The 22052-nt window shown below is 35.9% G+C and carries 16 protein-coding genes and 1 riboswitch; of the genes, 12 read left to right on the forward strand and 4 right to left on the reverse strand.

The annotated features are described in order from the left end of the window. The first annotated feature begins 66 nt into the window (after nt 1–66). From HBB17_RS15020 to HBB17_RS15050, 7 genes are all read left to right on the forward strand, one after another. Nucleotides 67–1341 carry a S41 family peptidase gene (locus tag HBB17_RS15020; protein ID WP_167958326.1) on the forward strand — a complete coding sequence of 425 codons (1275 nt, stop codon included), beginning with the start codon at nt 67–69 and terminating at the stop codon, nt 1339–1341. Nucleotides 1342–1475: 134 nt separating this feature from the next. After that, nucleotides 1476–2090: a cytidylate kinase-like family protein gene (locus HBB17_RS15025; RefSeq protein WP_167958327.1), complete on the forward strand. Its 615-nt coding sequence runs from the start codon at nt 1476–1478 to the stop codon at nt 2088–2090. A gap of 5 nt (nt 2091–2095) precedes the next feature. Then, entirely contained in the window at nt 2096–3415 is a 1320-nt protein-coding gene (locus HBB17_RS15030) for an AI-2E family transporter (protein ID WP_167958328.1), read from the forward strand. Nucleotides 3416–3705: 290 nt separating this feature from the next. Continuing rightward, on the forward strand, nt 3706–4521 hold the full coding sequence (locus HBB17_RS15035) for an ABC transporter ATP-binding protein (protein WP_167958346.1): 816 nt from the start codon (nt 3706–3708) through the stop codon (nt 4519–4521). 107 nt (nt 4522–4628) lie between these two features. Continuing rightward, nucleotides 4629–6821 (forward strand): COG1361 S-layer family protein, encoded by a 2193-nt coding sequence (locus tag HBB17_RS15040; protein ID WP_167958329.1) that lies wholly within the window; start codon nt 4629–4631, stop codon nt 6819–6821. 18 nt (nt 6822–6839) lie between these two features. After that, the gene (locus tag HBB17_RS15045; RefSeq protein WP_167958330.1) at nt 6840–7448 is read left to right on the forward strand and encodes a hypothetical protein; all 609 of its coding nucleotides are present in this window, start codon (nt 6840–6842) and stop codon (nt 7446–7448) included. Beyond that, entirely contained in the window at nt 7438–8784 is a 1347-nt protein-coding gene (locus HBB17_RS15050) for an ABC transporter permease (RefSeq protein WP_167958331.1), read from the forward strand. Before HBB17_RS15045 ends, HBB17_RS15050 begins: the two co-directional genes overlap by 11 nt. Before the next feature lie 17 nt (nt 8785–8801). On the opposite strand, the gene HBB17_RS15055 is transcribed toward HBB17_RS15050, so the two are convergent. Continuing rightward, nucleotides 8802–9686, reverse strand: a complete 885-nt coding sequence (locus HBB17_RS15055; protein ID WP_167958332.1) for a carboxypeptidase-like regulatory domain-containing protein — start codon at nt 9684–9686, stop codon at nt 8802–8804. A 195-nt stretch (nt 9687–9881) separates the two neighbouring features. On the opposite strand from HBB17_RS15055, the gene HBB17_RS15060 reads away from it, so the two are divergent. The 3 genes from HBB17_RS15060 to carB all read left to right on the forward strand — a co-directional run bounded on the left by HBB17_RS15060 (nt 9882) and on the right by carB (nt 15441). Next, nucleotides 9882–10652, forward strand: coding sequence for a flagellin (locus tag HBB17_RS15060; protein ID WP_167958333.1), 771 nt, complete (start codon nt 9882–9884; stop codon nt 10650–10652). A gap of 491 nt (nt 10653–11143) precedes the next feature. Further along, a complete protein-coding gene (locus HBB17_RS15065) occupies nt 11144–12232 on the forward strand; it encodes a carbamoyl phosphate synthase small subunit (RefSeq protein WP_167958334.1) in 1089 nt (362 codons plus the stop codon). Further along, complete coding sequence (gene carB / locus HBB17_RS15070; RefSeq protein ID WP_167958335.1) at nt 12232–15441, forward strand: carbamoyl-phosphate synthase large subunit; 3210 nt, start codon at nt 12232–12234, stop codon at nt 15439–15441. The genes HBB17_RS15065 and carB overlap by 1 nt, the downstream gene beginning before the upstream one ends. Nucleotides 15442–15630: 189 nt before the next feature. Here the strand turns inward: carB and thiT are convergent, their stop codons facing one another. Then, on the reverse strand, nt 15631–16302 hold the full coding sequence (thiT, locus tag HBB17_RS15075) for an energy-coupled thiamine transporter ThiT (RefSeq protein ID WP_238483767.1): 672 nt from the start codon (nt 16300–16302) through the stop codon (nt 15631–15633). 84 nt (nt 16303–16386) lie between these two features. Then, a riboswitch (TPP riboswitch) is annotated at nt 16387–16487 on the reverse strand. A gap of 139 nt (nt 16488–16626) precedes the next feature. Between thiT and HBB17_RS15080 the strand changes: the two genes are divergently transcribed. Further along, on the forward strand, nt 16627–17277 hold the full coding sequence (locus tag HBB17_RS15080; RefSeq protein WP_167958336.1) for an HAD hydrolase-like protein: 651 nt from the start codon (nt 16627–16629) through the stop codon (nt 17275–17277). A gap of 307 nt (nt 17278–17584) precedes the next feature. Continuing rightward, a complete protein-coding gene (locus tag HBB17_RS15085) occupies nt 17585–19324 on the forward strand; it encodes a putative bifunctional diguanylate cyclase/phosphodiesterase (RefSeq protein WP_167958337.1) in 1740 nt (579 codons plus the stop codon). A 242-nt stretch (nt 19325–19566) separates the two neighbouring features. On the opposite strand, the gene HBB17_RS15090 is transcribed toward HBB17_RS15085, so the two are convergent. Together HBB17_RS15090 and HBB17_RS15095 are read right to left on the reverse strand one after the other, a co-directional pair. Continuing rightward, nucleotides 19567–20502, reverse strand: coding sequence for a M14 family metallopeptidase (locus tag HBB17_RS15090; RefSeq protein WP_167958338.1), 936 nt, complete (start codon nt 20500–20502; stop codon nt 19567–19569). Next, nucleotides 20496–21437, reverse strand: coding sequence for a M14 family metallopeptidase (locus HBB17_RS15095; RefSeq protein ID WP_167958339.1), 942 nt, complete (start codon nt 21435–21437; stop codon nt 20496–20498). The genes HBB17_RS15090 and HBB17_RS15095 overlap by 7 nt, the downstream gene beginning before the upstream one ends. Nucleotides 21438–22052: the final 615 nt, after the last annotated feature.

Here is a 22052-nt window from a genome sequence, read left to right on the forward strand (position 1 = left end):
TATAGAACGAGTTTTATACAAAGAGCGTTTGCACATTGGTACGATGTTGTATTTGAGGTAGTTCGAATGAAAAATAAAGTTAAGTTATTAGCAATCAATATACGTCTATTTATCACGAAAAGAAAAATATTATGTACGGTCATTTTATGTATTGTTCTGGTTGTATGTGGTTTCTGTACATTTTTGGCTATGCGAAAACAGAGATTTGGATTATCCAAACAGCAGATGATGGAGGATTATGAGGCAGTAGAACAGATGTTGAAAGAAAACTATCCTTATTGGAGGCTTTTGGAACGAAATAATCAATCAATAGATAAAGCATTTGAAACACGATATGAAAAGATGCAGGAATGTGATGGAGATAGTAACTATTATAATATCTTTTTCAATACGTTTAACCAATTAAGTAATATGGGTGGATTAAATATTTGTGATTATTGGAGATATTGCTATACCCAAGATATACGCCAACGGTTTGCAGAAGAGCAGAATCAATATGCATTGTCAGTTCTTCAGTCCAAAGAGAGTAAGAAAGCGTATAAGATTTTAAAATATATTCATAATACAAGAGATTATCTTTCAGAGTTTAGGGATAGGAAAGTGAAGACGGTTTTACCAGATAATATTGAAACCCAGATTGTAAAGGAAGATGAAATTGCCTATCTTGGAATAAAAACTTTTGACTTTGCATATGTGAAGGAAGATAAAGAAGAAATCATGAGTTTTCTGGAAAATATAAAATCCTATAAACATTTGATTATTGATGTCCGAAGTGTTTATAGTGGAGTGGCAGATTTTTATAAGGAAAATCTTGTCGCACCTAATATTGGTGAAGCCCTAACAGCGGAACAATATTTGCTTTTTAAAGGTGGGGACAACAACCAAGTATTCCTTCAGTCACTTTATAAGAGTGATGAAATTAAGAATATTGATACATTACCAGATTATCCACAAATTAGTGAGGAAGATTTGGAGGAAATGGACCTATATGTCCAAGATGCAATTACAGTAGAACCCATTGGAACACCTATATTCCAGGGAAAAATCTGGTTACTGACAGATCAATATACGTATGGAGCAGCAGACCAGTTTGCGTATTTCTGTAAGAAAACGGGCTTTGCTACTGTAGTTGGTGAGACAACAGCAGGGGGAGGACTTGGTATTGATACATTCCTTTATCAGATACCAAATAGCCACTTATTCATAGAATATCATGGGGATTACCCGATAAATGAGGATGGATCCTGTAATTATATACAAGGTACAACTCCAGATTATTTAACAAGTAATGAGAATATAGAGGAAGAATGTATGAAACGCATAGAGAATGGTGAAAATTAGAGTAAAAGTTTCGAATAATTATGTCCAAAACCCCTGAAATATGGTATACTATAGATATAAAATCAATGCAATATCGGATTCTTATATAGGTCTGATTTTGATGGACTGACAAGAGTATGAATGGAGGGATTGACATGAATAAAATCATTACAATTAGTAGACAGTACGGAAGTGGCGGTCGAGAGATCGGGGAAAAACTAGCGAAGGCATTAGGCATTCCATTCTATGATAATGAATTGATTACGAGGGCTGCAAAAGAAAGTGGATTTGCAGAATCTGTATTCGAAAAAGCGGAAGACAAAGCGACGAATAGTTTACTTTATTCCATTGCAATGGGAATGGGAGCTTATGGTAATCAGGATTTTGGATTTGCAAATTTATCTTTAGATGATCGAATCTATCTTGCACAATCGGATGTGATTCGGAAGATTGCAGCAGAGGGACCATGTGTAATCGTGGGTAGATGTGCTGATTACATACTAAAAGAGAATCCAAATGTAGTGAATGTATTTATATGGGCAGACATAAAGAGTCGTATTGAACGTGCAACAACGAAGTATGATATGTCATTAGCAAAAGCAGAAGACAACATACTTAAGATTGACAAGAGAAGAGCAAACTATTACAATTATCATGCCAATGAAAAATGGGGTAGAGCAGAGAATTACCATCTATCTATAAAGAGTGATTTCGTTGGAATTGACAACGCAGTTGAAATTATTAAATTATTTGTGGAAAAAGGTGTTTAATCAGAATGAAAGTTAAGGATAAGATGAATAAACAATACACCTTGATATCCATTTATGTTATCATCACATGCATTATCATCTATTGTCTCAGTATTGTTGCAAAAGATGCTCCGGGTATACTCAATGCAATTATGGATAAACTTAATTGGATCTTGCGTGTAATGAAGCCAATACTGTTAGCTTTTGTATTTGCTTATTTAACGGAACCACTGGTGAATTTCTTTGAAGATCACTTTAATAGGTGGAAAATTTTCAAAAGAGTGCAGAACTGCCGAACTTATGCAGTTGTTACAACGCTATTGCTCATATTAATTGGTATTACGGCATTAGTTTCCATGCTTGTTTATAGTGTGACGGATCAAGTCCGCTTTGCTAATTTTGATGATATAGCGGTTATCGCTAATGAATACGTAAAAACAGTGAATGATTTCTATAATCAGATATTAGACAAATTAAGCAGTCTTAATATTCAATCGACAGAGCTGAATGCCTATATAAAAGATGCTTCTACGTTTTTATTAGATGGCTTAAAAGGATTTGCTAATTCAATCCTTGCTTCGATTTCGAACATCTCTGGTTACCTGACAACAACAATATTTGCATTGATTATTGGAATCTATTTTCTGTTAGATGGTGCAATGATCAAGAATTATATTAGCAGGGTTTCAACCGCATTATTAAGTAAAAAAGTAAATCGCCATATTCGTCAATTTATTAAGGATGCAGATATCGTATTCTCTGGCTATCTGAAAGGACAATTGACAGATGTGCTTGTTATGATGATTTTAATCAGCGCAGCACTTTCTATAATTGGTGTGAAGTTTGGTATTGTAATTGGTGTGTTAGCTGGACTTGGTAATTTGATCCCTTATTTTGGACCATTTGTTGCATATGCTGGTACAATTTTAATCTGTCTGATTAATGGGGATTATAAGCGTTTGATTATTGGTGTGATTGCCTTATTCATCATTCAGACGATTGATGGTAATATTATTGGACCAAAATTATTAAGTAAGAGCATTAAAATTCACCCACTATTGGTCATTATATTTTTAATTTTTGGTAGTGCAGTTGGTGGTTTCTTAGGTATGATTTTAGCAGTACCAGTCGGTGCATTAGTTAAAGTTCTTTTTGTACGTTTTATTGATCATCGTATGGAGCTTAAAGAAAAGGAAGAAGATTTGTGCGAAGAATTGCATGAAAAAGTAGAACGAAACGGAAGAAATAGAAGAGAAGAAAAGCCAGTGACAAAAGAAAATAGAAAAGATCAGAACGTAAAAAACCAGAAAGAAATTCTACGAACTTCATCGGTAAAGAAACAGTAATAATTGAGCATATCATTATTAAAATGGAAGGACTTTTTGGACGAAATATATGAGAATTTGTATTTCGTCTGAGAGGTCTTTTTCTTTCTGTTATTTAGCGGGATTGTAAGAAAAACTTAAGAAAAAAATACTTCTATATTTGTCAGATTTAGAGTAGGATTGTAGATGTAGGAATGTATGTATGAAATTGGAAGAAGAAATACATATGGGATTATACATAGGGAGGTGAGAGTGTGGCAGAGGAAAGAGAAAAAGTTATTGAAGTTTGTAATGTAAAAAAGGTTTATCGTATGGGTACAGAACGTATTGTAGCTGTGGATGATGTCAGCTTTGATATTTATAAAGGAGAGTTCTGCTGTTTACTTGGAACCTCAGGCTCTGGTAAATCGACGTTGTTGAATCTGATGGCAGGAATTGAAAAACTATCCAGTGGACAGATTATTATTAAGGGAAAGAACATTCATAAAATGAGTGAAAAGAATCTGGCCAAATTTCGTCAGAAGTATTTGGGATTTGTGTTTCAATCCTACAACTTGATGAATTCAATGACGGCGTTAGAGAATGTAGAATTTCCATTGGTTTTTAAACGAGTTCCTGTAAAGAAGAGAAAAAAACTGGCAAGAGAAATGCTAGTTAAAGTAGGTTTGAAATCAAGACTGGAACATAAGCCAAAACAGATGAGTGGTGGTCAGCAACAGAGAGTTGGTATCGCTCGTGCATTTGTTGCAAAACCAGAGATTGTATTTGCCGATGAGCCAACAGGTAACTTGGATTCGAAGACAACGATGGAAGTTATGAATCTTATCAAAGAAATTGCAAGTACGAATCATCAAACGATTGTTATGGTTACTCATGATCGTCGTCTGGCGGAATTTGCAGATAAGATTATACATATCTTAGATGGTAAGATTCAAAGCGTCGATCTTGTAGAGAAAACACCGAATACGAAACAGGAGATGGAAGAGAAGGCTGAAGAGAAGAAGGAATACCAAATGAAAGAATTCAAGGAAGATGCAGAAAATCAATTACCAGGTGAACAACTGGTTGAAGATAAAGAGGCTCCTTTACAGGGACAAGAGCTGATCAAAGAACAAGAGTTAGCGTAAGAAAAAGAATGACCTATTCAAGGACAAGAATCGTTGACAAAGATTACAAACTAGAAAAGAGATTTAACATTTAGTGGAAGAAAGATCTGGAGGAGGAAAAAGAAAGCATGAAAAGTAAGAAAGGAAAGAAATTGCTTTCCTATTTAACAATATTCACACTTATTATTGCGAATTTGTTAGGAAGCGGTTTTGTTAGTAAGGCAGAGGGTACGAATGTAAAATTAAAGGGCACATTTGAAACAGTACAAATTACTGCAGGAGCAACGCAGCATGTTAAAGTTCCATTTAAGTTAAATACTACTTCATATTCAAGTGTGGATAATGTAGATTTTACAGTAGAAGCTGTGAAATCAGATACACCGATTAGTGTAATATCTGATGTTTCAGTAAAACTAGCAAGTAATTCGACGGAAGTTTCCCTGTTATCTCCTAATGTAAATTATTTATTGGAGTTTGATATTGAAGCAAAAGAATTAGCTAGCAATGGAACGTATGCATTTAATATTGTAGGTACCGCTGATTATTTAGATACAAGTGGGGATGTTCCGGACTATAGTACTTGTACATTAAGTTTTTCAAAAAAACTATCTGTAAAAGTTTCTGGAGAAAAATCAGCTTCCAAAATTAAAATTAGTAATGTATCCTATGAGGAAGAAGTTAATCGTGGAGATGAATTTGAAATTACATTGGATCTTACGAATACGGGAGATTTAAAAGCAAAGGATGTAAACGTTTCACTTGGAGATTTTTCTACACAGACAGATATTGTACCAGATAATGCGAGCACAGAATTATCCATGGGAGATATGGCATCTGGTAAAAAGCAAAGTATAAAATTTCCAGTGAAAGTTGCTTCCAAAGCAACAGCTGGTTCCAAAGGTCTGAAAGTCACAGTAACTTGGAATGATGATAAAAAAGAAGGATATACAACATCTACCAGTATTTATATCGATGTAGTTGTACCAGAAGACCAAGCACAGAACAATGGAAAACCAAACCTTGTTATTTCAGACGTAACACAAACCCCAGATGCACCTACCGCACAGGGAAGAGTTGTTGTTGCATTTACCGTTAAGAATAAAGGAAAGACTACAGTAAAACAATTAAAGTTCACACCAACAGGATTAGCATCAACAGGGCTAAGTCCAACTTCATCAAAACCATACATATACATTGATGAATTAAAAGCAGGAAAATCAAAAAAGGTAAAGATGGAATTTGATCTTTCAAAGGACATAACAGAAGGATTACATGAATTAGCCTTTACTTTTACGTACAAATACTTAAACAAAGATGGTACGGATTATGAAGAAGGATCAGAGAATGTGAATTTATTTGTACGAGATGTGCAAAATCCTACAGAAACCGTGAATACAAGTGTACCGAAATTAATCATTAGTGATTTTAATACTGGTGATGAAAAACTAAAAGCTGGTTCAGTCTTTACATTCTCTTTTGATGTAAAGAATACCCATGCAACTATGGCAGCAAAAAATATTAAGGTAACCATTTCTTCGGAGAATAATATTTTCTCCCAAACAGAAGGAAGTAACAGTTTTTATATTGAGCAAATTCCAGCGGGAGCAACGGTTACAGAAACAAAAGAATTAAAAGTAAAAGCAGATGCCGCATCCAATGCATATCCATTGAAGATAACTTTTGAGTATGAATATGAAGGGAAAAAGTCAAGTACAGACGGTAAAACAGAAGAGGAAGGTACTGCTGAAAAGACGGTAGAAGAAACATTGAATATACAAGTGGCAGAGAATGCGAGACCAGTGGTGCAAGACATCTATCTGAGTTCTTATGACGGTTCTCGAGTAAATGAAGTAACCACGTTAACATTTAACTTCTATAATATGGGAAAATCAACATTAAACAATGTAACAGCAACCGTAGTAAGTGATTATTATCAAGCTTCCGATACATCAACCAAATTTATTGGTAATGTGGAAGCTGGTGCAGGTAATACGTATGAGATTGATGTGATTCCAATTATGGAAGGGGATTGCCCTGGTCAGCTAAAGATTACGTATGAAGACAGCAATGGTGATATTGTAGAATTGTTTGCTGATTTCACAAGTTTCATAGAACCACAACCAACGATGGATGAAGGAATAGGTGATATGGGAATGGAAGAGATGCCAACTGTGGAAGAAGCAAAGAAAGCAATCTTGCCAACTTGGTTGTTTATCGTTTTGGAAGTAGTTTTGTTCGTTGTAACAATCTTTGTATCTAGAAAAGTAGTTATCTCATTATATAAGAAAAAACTACGTAAGCAGGAAGAGGAAGACATCTAAGAAGGGAGATGAAAATCGATGGAAAATCAATGGTTTATGGCAATGGGAGAACATAGCCTTGTGAATAATACAGCTACTACAACAACAGAAGTTACCGTTGATGGAGAAGCAACAGAAGAAAATTTGTTGGATAGTACGGAAGCAACGACAAATTCTAGTACAACGGATTCTGCCTCTACAGATATGGCGACGACAGACACAGCAGTTGAGGGAGAAAGCACGGATGAATCAGCAACAGAAACAGAGGAAGCACCGGAAGGTGAAACGACTGATGGGGAAGTTACCAATACAGAAGCAACAGATGGGGAGTCCGTTGATGGAGAAGGTACGGATACAGAAACAACCGATGTAGAAGGAGAGACAACAACAGAAGGCGTTGATGCGGCTGTACCTGAAGGAGAAGTGATTGATGCCTCTGGCGATGCAGATATGGCAGGAATGGACATGACAGGAATGGATGAGTCCATGATGGGGGATATGACAGGATCTACAGTAAAGGATCCATTCTTATCTAGCCCGGTACCAATCATTGGAATATCAGCAGCTACTTTGGTAGTTGGTATTCTATGTGGAATCTTACTTGCTAAGAAGAAAATAAAAAAAGGAATTGATCTGTATGAAGATTAGTGATCTGATAAAGATGGGGCTTCGAAATCTTAGTCGACGAAAAGCAAGAACAGCATTAACTGTTGTTGGTGTTGTCATTGGTACCATATCCATTGTTGTAATGATCTCAATTGGTATTGGTATGAATACAGGATTTAAGTCTCAAATAATGGAATTAGGAAGCCTAACTACTATCACCATAAGCAAATATGCGGATATCAAGAATGATAAAGGGGAGTATATTGATACAAAAGAACAAATTATCAATGAGGACCTATTGAATACAGTAAAAAATTTAGATCATGTTAAGACAGCAAGTCCTGTCTTAAATGCAGACTTAACTTTAATGATCGGTAAAAAAATTGAAGGTTATGGATATAGCCTTGTTATGGATTTAGAAGCGCTGAAAGAATTTGGATTACCAGATCTAGCATATGGGGAATTTCCTACAGAGGAAAATCAAGATGTTATTATCATGGGAAGTGAAGTCCCTAAGAATAACTTTTATTCTACCCAAGGATATGATTGGAAATCCTATGAATTTCAGCCTGGTAAAGATAAATTATTGGCATATATGAATCTATATAACTATGAATTGGAAAATCCAGAAAAAAGAGCAGAGTTTTATTTGGGTTATAATATAGCTGTTCTGGAACCGAATTCCCAATATGATTACATGTGCTATATGTCTTTAGACACGTTTAATAAATGGTATATGAAATCTATTGAGTACTTAAAAGCTTCAGATAAAAAGAAAGCAATCCGTGATTTGAAGGAATATCAACAGATCATGCTGAATGTGGATAATGTTAAGAACGTAGATAAAGTGGAAAAGAAGATTAAAGAGATGGGCTATCAGACAGAGAGTTTGAATTCCTTTACCCAACCACTTGAACAAACATCAAACATGATGCAGATGGTATTAGGTGGAGTTGGAGCTGTAGCAATGTTGGTATCAGCAATTAGTATTGCGAATACCATGATTATGTCCATTTATGAAAGAACAAAAGAAATCGGAGTAATGAAGGTACTTGGTTGTTGTATTACAGATATCAAGAAATTATTCTTGTTTGAAGCAGGAATGATCGGATTGATTGGTGGTGTTATCGGTATTGGGTTAAGCTATATTGCATCATTTTGTATTAACAAATACGGAAAGCCATTGTTTGAAGCATTAATGAAATCAACTTCTGTAACATACGAAAATACCATAACTACAAATTTCTCTATCATTCCATTCTGGTTACCATTTTTAGCAGCGGGATTTGCTATTGCAGTCGGTGTTATATCTGGTTATTATCCTGCCAAACGTGCTACGAAGATTAGTGCGATTGAAGCAATGAAGACAGAGGGGTAATGCCTCCCTTTTTGCAATTAGGTCATCCAATTTGGGCATTGCACTCGTATGCCATCACAGTATTGTGTTAGGATCGGCTGCTTTACATTTGGTCTTGATAAATAGTTGTTAAAGATCGTATCCACAACAACAGAGATGTTATCGAATATATTTCTCTCGGGCATCCACTTATGGTCAAACGCAGTGGAAGAAGTAATCGTAAAGTTGTACCCTTTGTTTCGATACCATTCCGTATAGACACGATTTAGGGTAAAGGACATGATAGCTAAAACATTTGCCTGAATTGTAGCCTCTGGCCAAGTCGCATAGATTTCGCTGGAGGCTACATTTTTTATATAATCACGGTAAAGCACATAATAATTTCTAGCAGAGTTGTCAGTAGGTGGTCCGTCATGGACAACAATATATTCTGGGATTACAACGCGATCTAATACAATATCGAAACTAGATACATCCTTGATTTCATCTTCTGCTATTTTTGGAGGGTATTCTCCATATAGTGTGTGTGGTGGTATAACATAAAGTTCGGATGTATCTGGACGGTCCGTTTGAGGAAGTAGCTGTGTATTCTGTACAGCTGTTACATTTGGTAAGATCTGTGAACCAGAAACGGTAAAGTCTTCAAAACCTGGTGCGGATATCTGTAGGGTATATTCGGAGTATGGCTGTGCGGATTCTGGTTCTAAGCTGTAATCCAAAGGTGGTGTAGGTAGTTCGATGGTATCAGTTCGACCAATAGAATTGGTTGTTAATTCTTCAACGACATTGGTAGGGTCACCTGTACGGGTAATACGTATCGTGGCATTTTCGATGGGACGTAAGTTCGCTTGGGAATTTACCCGTACAAATAACCTGCCAAGAGATTGTGTTTCAACTTGTGCGGGATAGACGTAATTTCTCATGGGATACCTCAATTCATAATAAGATATAGTATTAAGATATGTTATGAAGTGGAAAGTGTTAGTGAAATAAAAGATGGAAGAAATAAAATTTGTTCTTGTAAATCTATAGAAAATCGAGTATAATGTGTCTAACTAAGTTTGTATTTGTAAAATAACATGGTTGGCAATGATATTTCAAAAATGGAGGTTGATCGTATGGCAGTAAGTGGTATTTATAATCAATTAAGTACGAATTATGAGCATTTATCTACGATGAAGAGAATCAATTCTGCAGCAGATGATGCAGCCGGATTATCCATTTCTGAAAGTCTTAAGAGTCAGTCAGGTGGATATGATGCAGCAACGAACAATACAGCGAATACGAAGAACATGCTGAATGTTGCAGACGGTGCACTTAGTTCAATTGCAGACAGCTTACAACGAATCAGAGAGCTTAGTGTTCAAGCAAGTAATGATACTTATTCCTCTGATGATAAAGCAAGTATGCAAGATGAAATCAATCAATTAAAGCAACATATTTCTGATGCTGCTGGAAACACAGAATATAATACAAAGAAGTTATTAGATGGTAGTGTTACTAGTGTGAATACAGCTGCTACAGCAAATGGTTCTAGTATTCAGACGAAGTTACCGAATTCGACTCTTGATGCTCTTGGGATAGCCGATTACGATGTAACCGGTAGTTTTGACATTTCCAAGATTGATGATGCAATTAAGAAAGTGTCTTCATCAAGAAGTGAAATTGGTGCTTCTACCAATGCTTTAGATTATGCATACTCCAATAGCCAGTATACCAGTCAGAATCTTACAGCGGCAAGAAGTCGTATTGAAGATCTTGATGTTCCAAGATATGTATCGGAACTTAATAAAAATAAAATATTGAATGAGTATAGATTGTTTGTTCAGTCAGCAAAGACAGGGCAAGCAACTAGAGGCATTTCCATTTTATTGGGAAACCGATCCTGATGAATGGTATATAGAAAGGATATTTTGAAATCATTGATTTTAAAATATCCTTTTTTGAGGAGAAAAAAGGAAAGACAAAAAAAGAGTATTAATTTTTTTTGCCCTTTTATAAGATATTCGATTGAATAAGGGGAGTATCAGTTGGAATTGCATGATCGGATTATCTTGCTTTATACCATAAGGATTGGTACATAGAGGTATAGAACATTTTTTGCTAATTGTAGCAAATTGTATATAAAAACAAGATTATTTACACAATTGTATAATAATTCAACATAACACGAAAATAATGTATAATATACTTGTATTTAGATTATTTCTGTGGTAGAATGATAAAAATTTATCCTGATATAACTAGGATATAGACTAATTTCTTTACGAATTAGAATGGTATTATGAAATGAGTGACAAAAGATCATATTTATCATGTATTGTTAAGAATGTAAGGTAAACACTACAATGTTATTTAAGAAAGGAATAGGTATTAATATATGAAAGCGTTTTTAATACTTGAAGATGGCAATGTATTTACGGGAAAAAGTATTGGTTCAACAAAAGAAGTAATAAGTGAAATCGTATTTAATACTTCAATGACAGGTTATCTAGAAGTACTAACAGATCCTTCATATGCTGGTCAGGCGGTTGTAATGACATATCCGTTGATTGGTAACTATGGTATCTGCTATGAAGACATGGAATCTCTTCAGGCTTGGCCAGATGGTTATATCGTTCGAGAGATTGCAAGAAAACCAAGCAATTTCCGTTCACAAGATGGAATAGAAACCTTTCTTTTAAAACATGACATTCCTGGTATCTGTGATATTGATACAAGAGCACTTACGAAGATCCTTCGTGAAAAAGGTACGATGAATGGTATGATTACCACGAATGAAAATTACAATATAGAAGAAGTAAAAGCAAAATTAAAGGCATATACACCAGCAGGGGTTGTAAAGAAAGTGAGCCGTTTGAATAAAACAGAGTATCCTGCTGATGAAGGAACAGATAAGGGACTTCATGTTGCTCTTATGGATTTTGGCTCAAAAAATAACATTACCAGATGCTTAACTAAGAGAGGATGTCATGTAACGGTTTATCCTGCATTTACATCTGCAGAAGAAATCTTAGCATCTAACCCAGATGGAATTATGTTATCCAATGGTCCTGGAGATCCAAAAGAATGTACGAGTATTATAGAAGAAATCAAAAAATTGTATCAGAGTGATGTACCAATCTTTGCAATTTGTTTGGGACATCAGTTAATGGCACTAGCAAATGGTGCAGATACACATAAGATGAAATATGGTCATAGAGGAGCAAATCATCCAGTTAAAGACCTTGCCACCAATCGTGTATACATATCATCTCAGAACCATGGATATGTTGTAGATAGTAGTAATCTTGATGAAAAGATAGCAAAAGTAAGTTTTGTTAATGTAAATGATGGAACAGTTGAAGGTTTGGAATATACAGGTAAGAAGATCTTTACCGTACAGTTCCATCCAGAAGCATGTGCTGGTCCAAAAGATTCTGAGTTATTATTTAATAAATTTATTACTATGATGGAGGATTGCAAATAATGCCAAAGATTGAAGATATTAAAAAAGTATTAGTAATTGGTTCTGGACCAATCGTAATTGGACAAGCAGCTGAGTTTGACTATGCTGGTACACAGGCTTGCCGTTCTCTTAAAGAAGAAGGAATTGAAGTTGTGTTAGTGAACTCCAATCCTGCAACGATCATGACAGATAAAGACATTGCAGATCGTGTCTACATTGAGCCATTAAACCCTGAGATTGTAAAACAATTGATTATAAAAGAAAAACCAGATAGTGTACTTCCAACATTAGGTGGCCAAGCGGCATTAAACATTGCAATGGAATTAGAGGAATGTGGCTTCCTGAAAGAAAACAATGTTCGCTTGATTGGTACAACATCTCTTACAATTAAAAAAGCGGAAGACCGTTTGGAATTCAAGACAACAATGGAGAAAATCGGCGAACCTTGTGCACCAAGTGAGGTTGTTACAACGGTTGAAGCTGCAATCGCATTTACCAATACCATCGGTTACCCTGTAGTTATTCGTCCTGCTTACACATTGGGTGGAAGTGGTGGTGGTATCGCCCATGATGAAGAACAGCTGATTGATATCTGCTCCAATGGTCTTCGTTTAAGCCGTGTTGGTCAGTGTCTGATTGAACGCTGTATTGCAGGCTGGAAAGAGGTTGAATATGAAGTAATGCGTGATTCCAATGGAAACTGCATTACCGTATGTAATATGGAAAACTTAGATCCAGTTGGTGTACATACGGGAGATAGTATCGTAGTGGCACCTTCACAGACATTATCGGATAAGGAATACCAGATGTTACGTAGTGCTGCCCTAAATATTATTGATGAGTTGAAGATTACAGGAGGATGTAATGTACAATTTGCTTTACACCCAACTTCATTCGAGTATTGTGTAATCGAGGTAAATCCACGTGTTAGTCGTTCCTCTGCATTGGCATCAAAAGCAACGGGATATCCAATAGCAAAAGTTGCTGCTAAGATTGCACTTGGTTACACCCTTGATGAGATTCCAAATGCAATTACGAAGAAAACATATGCAAGTTTTGAACCTGCTCTTGATTATGTTGTTGTTAAGATTCCTAGACTTCCGTTTGATAAATTCATCTCCGCAAAGAGAACATTAACAACACAGATGAAGGCAACTGGAGAAGTAATGAGCATCTGTACGAATTTTGAAGGTGCTCTTATGAAAGCAATCCGTTCTTTGGAACAGCATGTGGATAGTCTTGAGAATACGGGACTTTATGATGGCTTTGATAAAGAAAGAATACTTGAAGAACTTCATAAAGTAGATGATCGTCGAATCTATGCAATTGCACAGGCATTACGTCTTGGTATCACGTATGAAGAGATTCATGATATTACCCAAATTGATGAATGGTTCATCGATAAGATTGCAATTCTTGTTGAGATGGAAGAAAAATTAAAAGCTTCGGAATTAACAAGAGAGTTGTTATTAGAGGCTAAGAAATTAGAATTCCCTGATAAAGTAATTGCAAAATGGACAAAGAAAACAGAAAAAGAGATCAAAGAATTACGAAAAGAATATAACATTCTTGCTTCCTTCAAAATGGTTGATACTTGTGCAGCAGAATTTGCAGCCTCTACGCCTTATTACTACTCTTGCTTTGACAATGAGAATGAAGTAGATGCGGTGAAGACAAAGAAGAAAGTCTTAGTTCTTGGTTCTGGTCCGATTCGAATTGGACAAGGTATTGAATTTGATTATTGTTCTGTTCATAGTGTATGGTCTCTTAGAAGAAGTGGATATGAAACAATTATCGTAAACAACAATCCTGAAACAGTAAGTACAGACTTTGATATTGCAGATAAATTGTATTTTGAACCATTGACACCAGAAGATGTGGAAAATATCGTTGATCTGGAAAAACCAGATGGTGCGGTAGTACAGTTTGGTGGACAAACTGCGATTAAGTTGACAGAAGCCTTATTGAAGATGGGGGTTCCAATCCTTGGTACAAGTGCAGAAAATGTTGATGCAGCTGAAGATCGTGAATTATTCGATGATATCTTAGAAGAATGTTGTATTCCAAGACCATCTGGAAAGACGGTATATACGGTAGAAGAAGCGTTAGCAGCAGCAAATGAATTAGGATATCCAGTGCTTGTACGTCCTTCTTATGTATTAGGTGGACAAGGTATGCAGATTGCTATTAATGACCAGGATGTTAAAGAATTCATGGGCATTATTAATCGAATCGTTCAAGAACACCCTATCCTAGTAGATAAATACCTAATGGGTAAAGAAGTAGAAGTTGATGCCGTATGTGATGGAACAGATATCCTGATCCCAGGAATCATGGAACATGTGGAACGTGCAGGTATTCACTCTGGAGATAGTATCTCGGTATATCCAACCCAGAATATATCAGCAAGAACCAAGAAGGTAATTGAAGAGTATACAAGAAAATTAGCCAAGAGCTTACATGTTATTGGTTTGATTAACATTCAATTTATCGTTTACCAAGATGAGGTGTATGTAATTGAAGTAAATCCTCGTTCTAGTCGAACTGTACCATATATCAGTAAAGTAACAGGTATTCCAATTGTTGACCTAGCTTCGAAAGTAATCTTGGGAGCAAAAATCAAAGATCTTGGTTATACACCTGGTTTACAAAAAGAGGCAGATTATGTTGCAGTAAAGATGCCTGTATTCTCTTTTGAAAAATTACGTGGTGCAGATATCAGCCTTGGACCTGAGATGAAGTCAACAGGAGAATGTCTTGGTATTGCAAAGAACTTTAATGAAGCACTCTACAAAGCATTCTTAGGTGCAGGAATTAACCTTCCTAAGCACAAAAAGATGATCTTGACAGTAAAAGATGCGGACAAGATTGAAGCGATTAGTGTTGGTAGAAGATTTGTAGATTTGGGATATACCATCTACGCTACAAGAAATACAGCAAAAGTATTGAATGAGAATGGGGTTCATGCAATAGCAATCAATAAGATTGAACAAGAGTCTCCAAACCTTATGGATTTAATACTAGAGCATGAGATTGATTTGGTAATCGATACTCCTTCCCAAGGAGCAGAACGTTCCAAAGATGGTTTCTTGATTCGACGAGTTTCCATTGAAACAGGTGTTACTTGTTTAACATCACTGGATACAGCCAATGCATTACTTACAAGTTTAGAAACTGCTGAAGCAGATAAGAAAAATCTAGAGTTAATTGATATTGCAAAGATAAAATAATATAAAAATAACCAGTCATGTGTTTCTATCAGTATGGAAAACATGACTGGTTAAAAAAATGTTGGGCATGTTATAACACACGTCCAACATTTTTTATATATCAAATTTTTCTTATTATATGACCTTCCAGGGGATGTACACTCGCACAAAAGGTAGATGTCAGTTGGAGCTGACTGTGCTGAGTTTTGTTTATTCGTTTGCCATACGTTTCACTTCTTTTAATCCATTGGTGAATGCAGGGATTAATAGAATAATCATTGTAACGAGTGCTTCTGGTAGTATATAGGTCGCATTGTAAGTGATGGTATAACCAAGAGCAGTTTGTCCTTCTGGAGCCCATTGACCAAAGAAAACATATCCGGAAATTGCATGTGCAACATAACGTCCAAAAACACCGAGGATATATCCTTTTAAAAGACCGTATTTGGATTTATTGAATACACCAGATAGACCTAGTAAGCCAAATGCTACGGGAAAATCAAGTAGAAGTTGAATTGGATGATAGATACTTGGGTCAATCACTAATTGTAGAAAACCATAAGCAATACCAGTCATTACACCAATCTTAGCACCATACAGATATCCAATAAAACAGATAAAGAACATACTGAATAGAGTAGCGGATCCACCAAATGGTAAATCAACGAATTTGATAAATGAGGTAACAAGTGCAAGAGCCATGGAAACCGAAGCAAATACTAATTGCTTTGTTTGAATCTTTTTGGATTCTTTCTTACTAAAGTAAACAATAGCAAGAAGTACAACGATCAAAGCAATAAAAAGAATATAACTTGGTGCTTTCAAGGAGTAACCATCGTCAGCGTTACCAGTTGCAAAATAATTCATAATTCCTAGATACATAAAAAATCCTCCCTTTCAATTGCTAAGGAGGAGCTCGTTGGGTTCATATCATTCCATTGACAAAATTCGCCATATAAATGGAATATGTACAAACATGTGCTTCCTTACGCTGGTGTTATCCAGTTCAAGTTATGAGGGTTGTGCATGTTGCACTTCTCAGCAGTAAAGCTCCCCTAGCGTATCTATGTTTTACGTGAATACTATAACAAGGGAAAATGGTTCTGTCAATGACATTTGAAAAAGTTCGTTCTTTTATTGCATATAGTGTATGGAATATGTTAAAATCGAAATCAAAATATCAACCGTAAAGAAAGGAAAACTACCATGAATACAAAGAATTATATATTATTTGACCTAGATGGCACATTAACAGACCCGAAAGTTGGAATTACAAAAAGCTTTCAATATGCTCTTAAACATTATGGAATTGAAGAACCAGACCTTGATAAATTAGAAGTTGTTATAGGACCTCCTTTACGTGATTCTTTCATGGAGTTCTATGGATTTACAATGGAAAAGGCAATTGAAGCAGAAAGCAAATATAGAGAGCGCTTTTCAACAATTGGTCTGTATGAGAATGAAATCTATGAAGGAATTGCACAGATGCTGGAAAAACTAGTAAGTCAGGATATGCATCTGGCAATTGCAAGTTCGAAACCTACTGTATTTGTAGAGAAGATTTTAGAACATTTTTCAATTAAGCAGTACTTCGAACATATCATTGGCAGTAACTTTGATGGAACAAGATCCAATAAAGCAGAGGTAGTTGATGCGGCAATTGCCGGATTTGGACAAGTTGCAAAAGAGAACATTCTTATGGTTGGTGACCGTAAATTTGACGTGATTGGTGCTCATGAACGTGGTATTGAATGTGTTGGTGTCGTATATGGTTATGGTGGAGAAGAGGAATTACAACAAGCTGGAGCAGATTACCTGGTATATACAGTAGCGGAATTGGAGGCATTACTTCTATAATTGAAGTATGCACTAGATACTATGAAATGCTATGCACGATGTGTTTTTATACTATAAAATATTCAAAATTTCTTTATTTGGGCTATATTTCATAAGTTTATGCACTTTTTAGCATGTATATAAAAGAAGTATGGTATATTATGACATGCTAGGTTGTTTCATGTAATATTTTATGGTATAATAGTCCCATTACAGGAAGAAACGAGCAGATGTTTGAATGTGTTTGCTTGTTTAACGGTACAGGATACAATTGCACGAATGGAATTGTGTAGGATAAGAGATTAATAGACTGCGAGGTTAAATAAGGATGAGTAAAGCAGCAGGTCAAAGTGTAAGGAAGACGCCACCTTCCTATGTCAATTTGATTTTATCATCAACTAGAGTGGGAAATGTATTACGGGCTGATGATGAGTTTTATGATAGAATTGGAATGACAAAAGAACAATTTGCAAGAGAATTCAAGGATAATCTATTGCAATTAGTGGAAAAGGATCAAAGAGATGAAGTTTGTCAAGCCATTGTATTAGGAAACAACAGTTTGTTTAAGTGTATTATACATGGTTCCACAAAAATTAATAGTACATTAATGCTAGGATATCCTATTGAGCATAAGGAAGAAAAAGGAATCTGTGCGATGATCCTATTTGATTCATTTGTGGAAGAGGTCGGAGAAACATTGGTAGGAAAGAGCGGTAACTCCAATAATTTGGATTGCTCTGAAAATGATGAGGTATTTAAAGAAATTATGATTCGGCAAGTGGCTTCTAAGGAACCATTGGATGATGAACGATATCGCTTGGATAAGGTAACTGGTTTGCCCAATGAAATTCAATTCTATGATATTGTAAAACGGACTATGATGCGGGAACCAAATCGGAAGTATGCAATTGTGTATACTGATTTTAATAGTTTTGGCTATGTGAATGAAATGTATGGTTACCTAGAAGGAAACCGTTTTCTTGCATTGTATGCAACTATTATGAAGCGTGAACGCAATCTTGTTAAAGAAATGACAAGATTATCGGCAGATAATTTTATTCTGTTTATTGAATATGATTCCGAAGATACCGTCGCAGAACAGATTAAGCAACTAAATGAAGAGTTCGTTGATCAATGCTATGATGAACGCAAAGGAATAAAATTGATCTTAAGTAGTGGTATTGCTTTCTTAGAGATAGGAACACCAATCCGTTTAGCAATTGATAACGCCAATATGGCTAGAAAAAGCGTAAAAGGAAAATCACATATGACATGTGGTGTATTTGATAAGAAAATGCAAGATCGAATCCAATGGGAATCCCATGTGAATCAATGTATGGAAAATGCCTTATTGATGAAACAATTTTGTGTATATTATCAACCAAAGGTTGACTTAAAGACAGAGGAGATTGTTGGTGCTGAAGCGTTGGTTCGCTGGATTGTAGATGGTAAAATAATACCACCAAATCAGTTCATACCGATCTTTGAGAAGAATGGATTTATAGAAAAATTGGATTTCTTTGTTTATGAAGAGGTTTGCAAATTCCTTAGAAAGCGATTGGACCAAAACCAGAAGGTTGTTCCAATTTCCGTGAATGTATCGGGCGTACATTTGTCAAATCCTTATTTTGTTCAGCAAGTAAAATCATTGGTAAAACGTTACCATTTACCAGCGCAGTTAATTGAATTGGAATTAACCGAATCTGTCTGCATTGAGAATTCCAGAGAAGCAATGGATACGGTGAAACAATTCCGCCAGAGTGGATTTGTTGTTTCGATTGATGATTTTGGGTCTGGATTCTCTTCCTTAAATCTACTAAAAGATATAGAAACGGATATTATTAAATTGGATCGACAATTTTTCCGTGAAGGAGAGATGCATCGAGAAGAACAGATTATCATATCCAGTATTGTACATATGGCAAAGCAATTGAACATGAAAGTATTATCTGAGGGTGTAGAAACATCTGCACAATCAGAGTTCCTAAAGGGAATTTTATGTGACATGGCACAAGGATTTTATTTTGCTAAACCAATGCCATTAGAGAATTTTGAAAAAACAATATAGGAATAATAGCAATCAAAAAAGGTTTCACCAGTTATATGTAAAGAATCGGACATGAGATGTCCACATTCTTACGAATAATTAGGTGAAACCTTTTTTGTATACTAGGGTTTGGGTGTCAAAAGTCCTGATTTAGTTTGAGGTGCGTCAATTTGCACAATTTAAGTTTGTCTAACATGTAATACAGGATATCGTTCACTCCGGGCACGCTCATGCCCGCTGAAGTTCGTAGTGGTACATAAGGCTTATTCATGCAAACGACGGATTAGTTGATAAATTACGCAGTTTTGAATTACGAGAGGTTTGGTGTGAGCAAAGAAGATGATGCCATCACTTGGTGCTATAATCTGAGAGATAACTTCTCCTTCTAACGGATCAATTACTTCTGCCAATAAATCTCCGAATTTGACTTCGTCACCAGGAGCTTTTAATCGATGGTAGATTCCCGATACGTCAGCACGAATTGGCAGCAAAGATTCTTCTTCAATAACACTAGCAATAAATCCATTGTGGCAGTTGTATTTGATAATTCCCATTCTGGTTAAAAAGCGTAGGACAGAAGATACCGCTTGCCTTGCAGACGGTTCATCAATTTGATCGGTTGCATTGGTATATACAGAGAATGCATTGGTATCATTTAATTGCCAATTATAATTTAAGGTTGTTGTATCGAATGGCTCTGGTTTCCGTGTAAGAACATAAGGGAGACCAAATAAGTTTGCAAGACTAGTATTTTGATGTCCCGTTTCCATCATACGAACATGGGGAATGAAATCTCCGGGGGTATGAAAGCTAGCAAACTGTATTCCGTAACTATAACCTTTGGTTTTTTCGAAGATGGCATTGGCGATTCTTTCGGTTGTTTCGCCGGAAGGATTTCCAGGAAACATACGGTTAATATCTGTTTTATCAAGCGCCCAAAAACGCTTCTCTACATTGATAGAAAAATTGTTGACACATGGAATGACAAGAATCTTATGGTTGTTAAGAATATGACCATTTTTTTCTACCTGTGCCAGAGTTTTAATCAATTGGGAGCACACATAAAGCTGTTGTACTTCATTACCACGTGTAGGTCCAACGATACAAGCGGAGCTTTCCCCGCTACCAAATGTATAACCATAAATGTTCATATTTGCACGAAAGGGAGCATCTAAGGTATAGATTGTTTCTTTTAGCATGTACTTGTACCTCCTAAGATTCGAGCAATTAAAGAACCATTGTAAACGACAGGATATTCTCGCAAAGTAAAGACGGTTCCACTACATGGGGCAAGAATATGTTCTTTGATCGTTCCATTCAAGGAATCGATGATGTCACCTACACAATCCCCTTTACAGATGCCTTTCCAATGAGAGATGGCAGGTACAAAGATGCCAGAGGCTTCAGCATGGATCATCTGAACTTGTCCATCGGTAGAGACAATTGGTTCACGGATTTCAGCGACTGGTCCACTCCATATTCCTAATTCTTTCATAAGATTGAATAAACCATCTACTAATTGCAATCCATATTCTTTGGTCAAACGCATTCCTACACCCATCTCTACGGCGAGTGATGGTACGCCCAAGGAGTTCAGGCTATGTACGAGAGATGATTTGAGGATTGTGACAGAATCGTTAACCCAGACAAAATCCACATTCAATAATTTAGAGTATTGGAGTAATGTATCTACATGATCCGCACTGATTCGTACCTGTGGAATCTCACGAATGAAAATATTACTTGCATGCAGATCAATACATAAATCGGAACCTAAGATGTCTTCAATAATCGTAGCAGCGACACATTCCGCCATATCGCCCTCTTCATTACCAGGAAAGTTACGGTTCATATCAAGATCAAAAGTTGGAACACGTCTTGTAATGGACTCTAAACCAAGAGGATTAACATAAGGATAGATATCGACAATTCCATTCAGATATTGAAGATTTGCATTAATTCTGCGTATCATTTCGTAACAAACAAACTGTCCTTCTAATTCATCACCGTGAATTCCGGTGACGATACAGATTCGTTTTTCTTTACCATTCAGTGTAAGCGGAAGTAAACGATTTTTTTTAATGTCCATGGATTCAACAACAGGCAATCCTACCGAAATAATATCTTTGATCATAGATGTTACTTCCTTCTTTCTATAAGTTATTAACTATACAATCTACGACAAATATGTATATGTCAGTTGTCGTCCTAATAATGATACAATACAATCGAAAAGGTGTCAAATTCCTACCAGAAAAGCTAACAAATGGAAGAAAAGAAACAAAATAACATAATAAACTCAAATTAAACCGAATTTAAACCATTAACATTGTTTTTCTAATAAATAAAGGATATAATGTAACATATGAGAAATTCCGAAGGAATTTCAAGGACTTACACGAAGTGGAAGTCCGAACTCCGAAGGAGTCATATGTTAACGTTAGAAATACCGAAGGGATTTCTAACGTCTATTGTAAAAGATGGAAGAATAAAAAAGAAATTCCGAAGGAATTTCAAGGACTTACACGAAGTGGAAGTCCGAACTCCGAAGGAGTCATATGTTAACGTTAGAAATACCGAAGGGATTTCTAACGTCTATTGTAAAAGATGGAAGAAAAAAAAAGAAATTCCGAAGGAATTTCAAGGACTTACACGAAGTGGAAGTCCGAACTCCGAAGGAGTCATATGTTAACGTTAGAAATACCGAAGGGATTTCTAACGTCTATTGTAAAAGATGGAAGAATAAAAA

It is taken from the genome of Anaerosporobacter faecicola (genome assembly GCF_012070565.1).
In the GTDB taxonomy this organism is placed as follows: Bacteria; Bacillota; Clostridia; order Lachnospirales; family Lachnospiraceae; genus Anaerosporobacter; species Anaerosporobacter faecicola.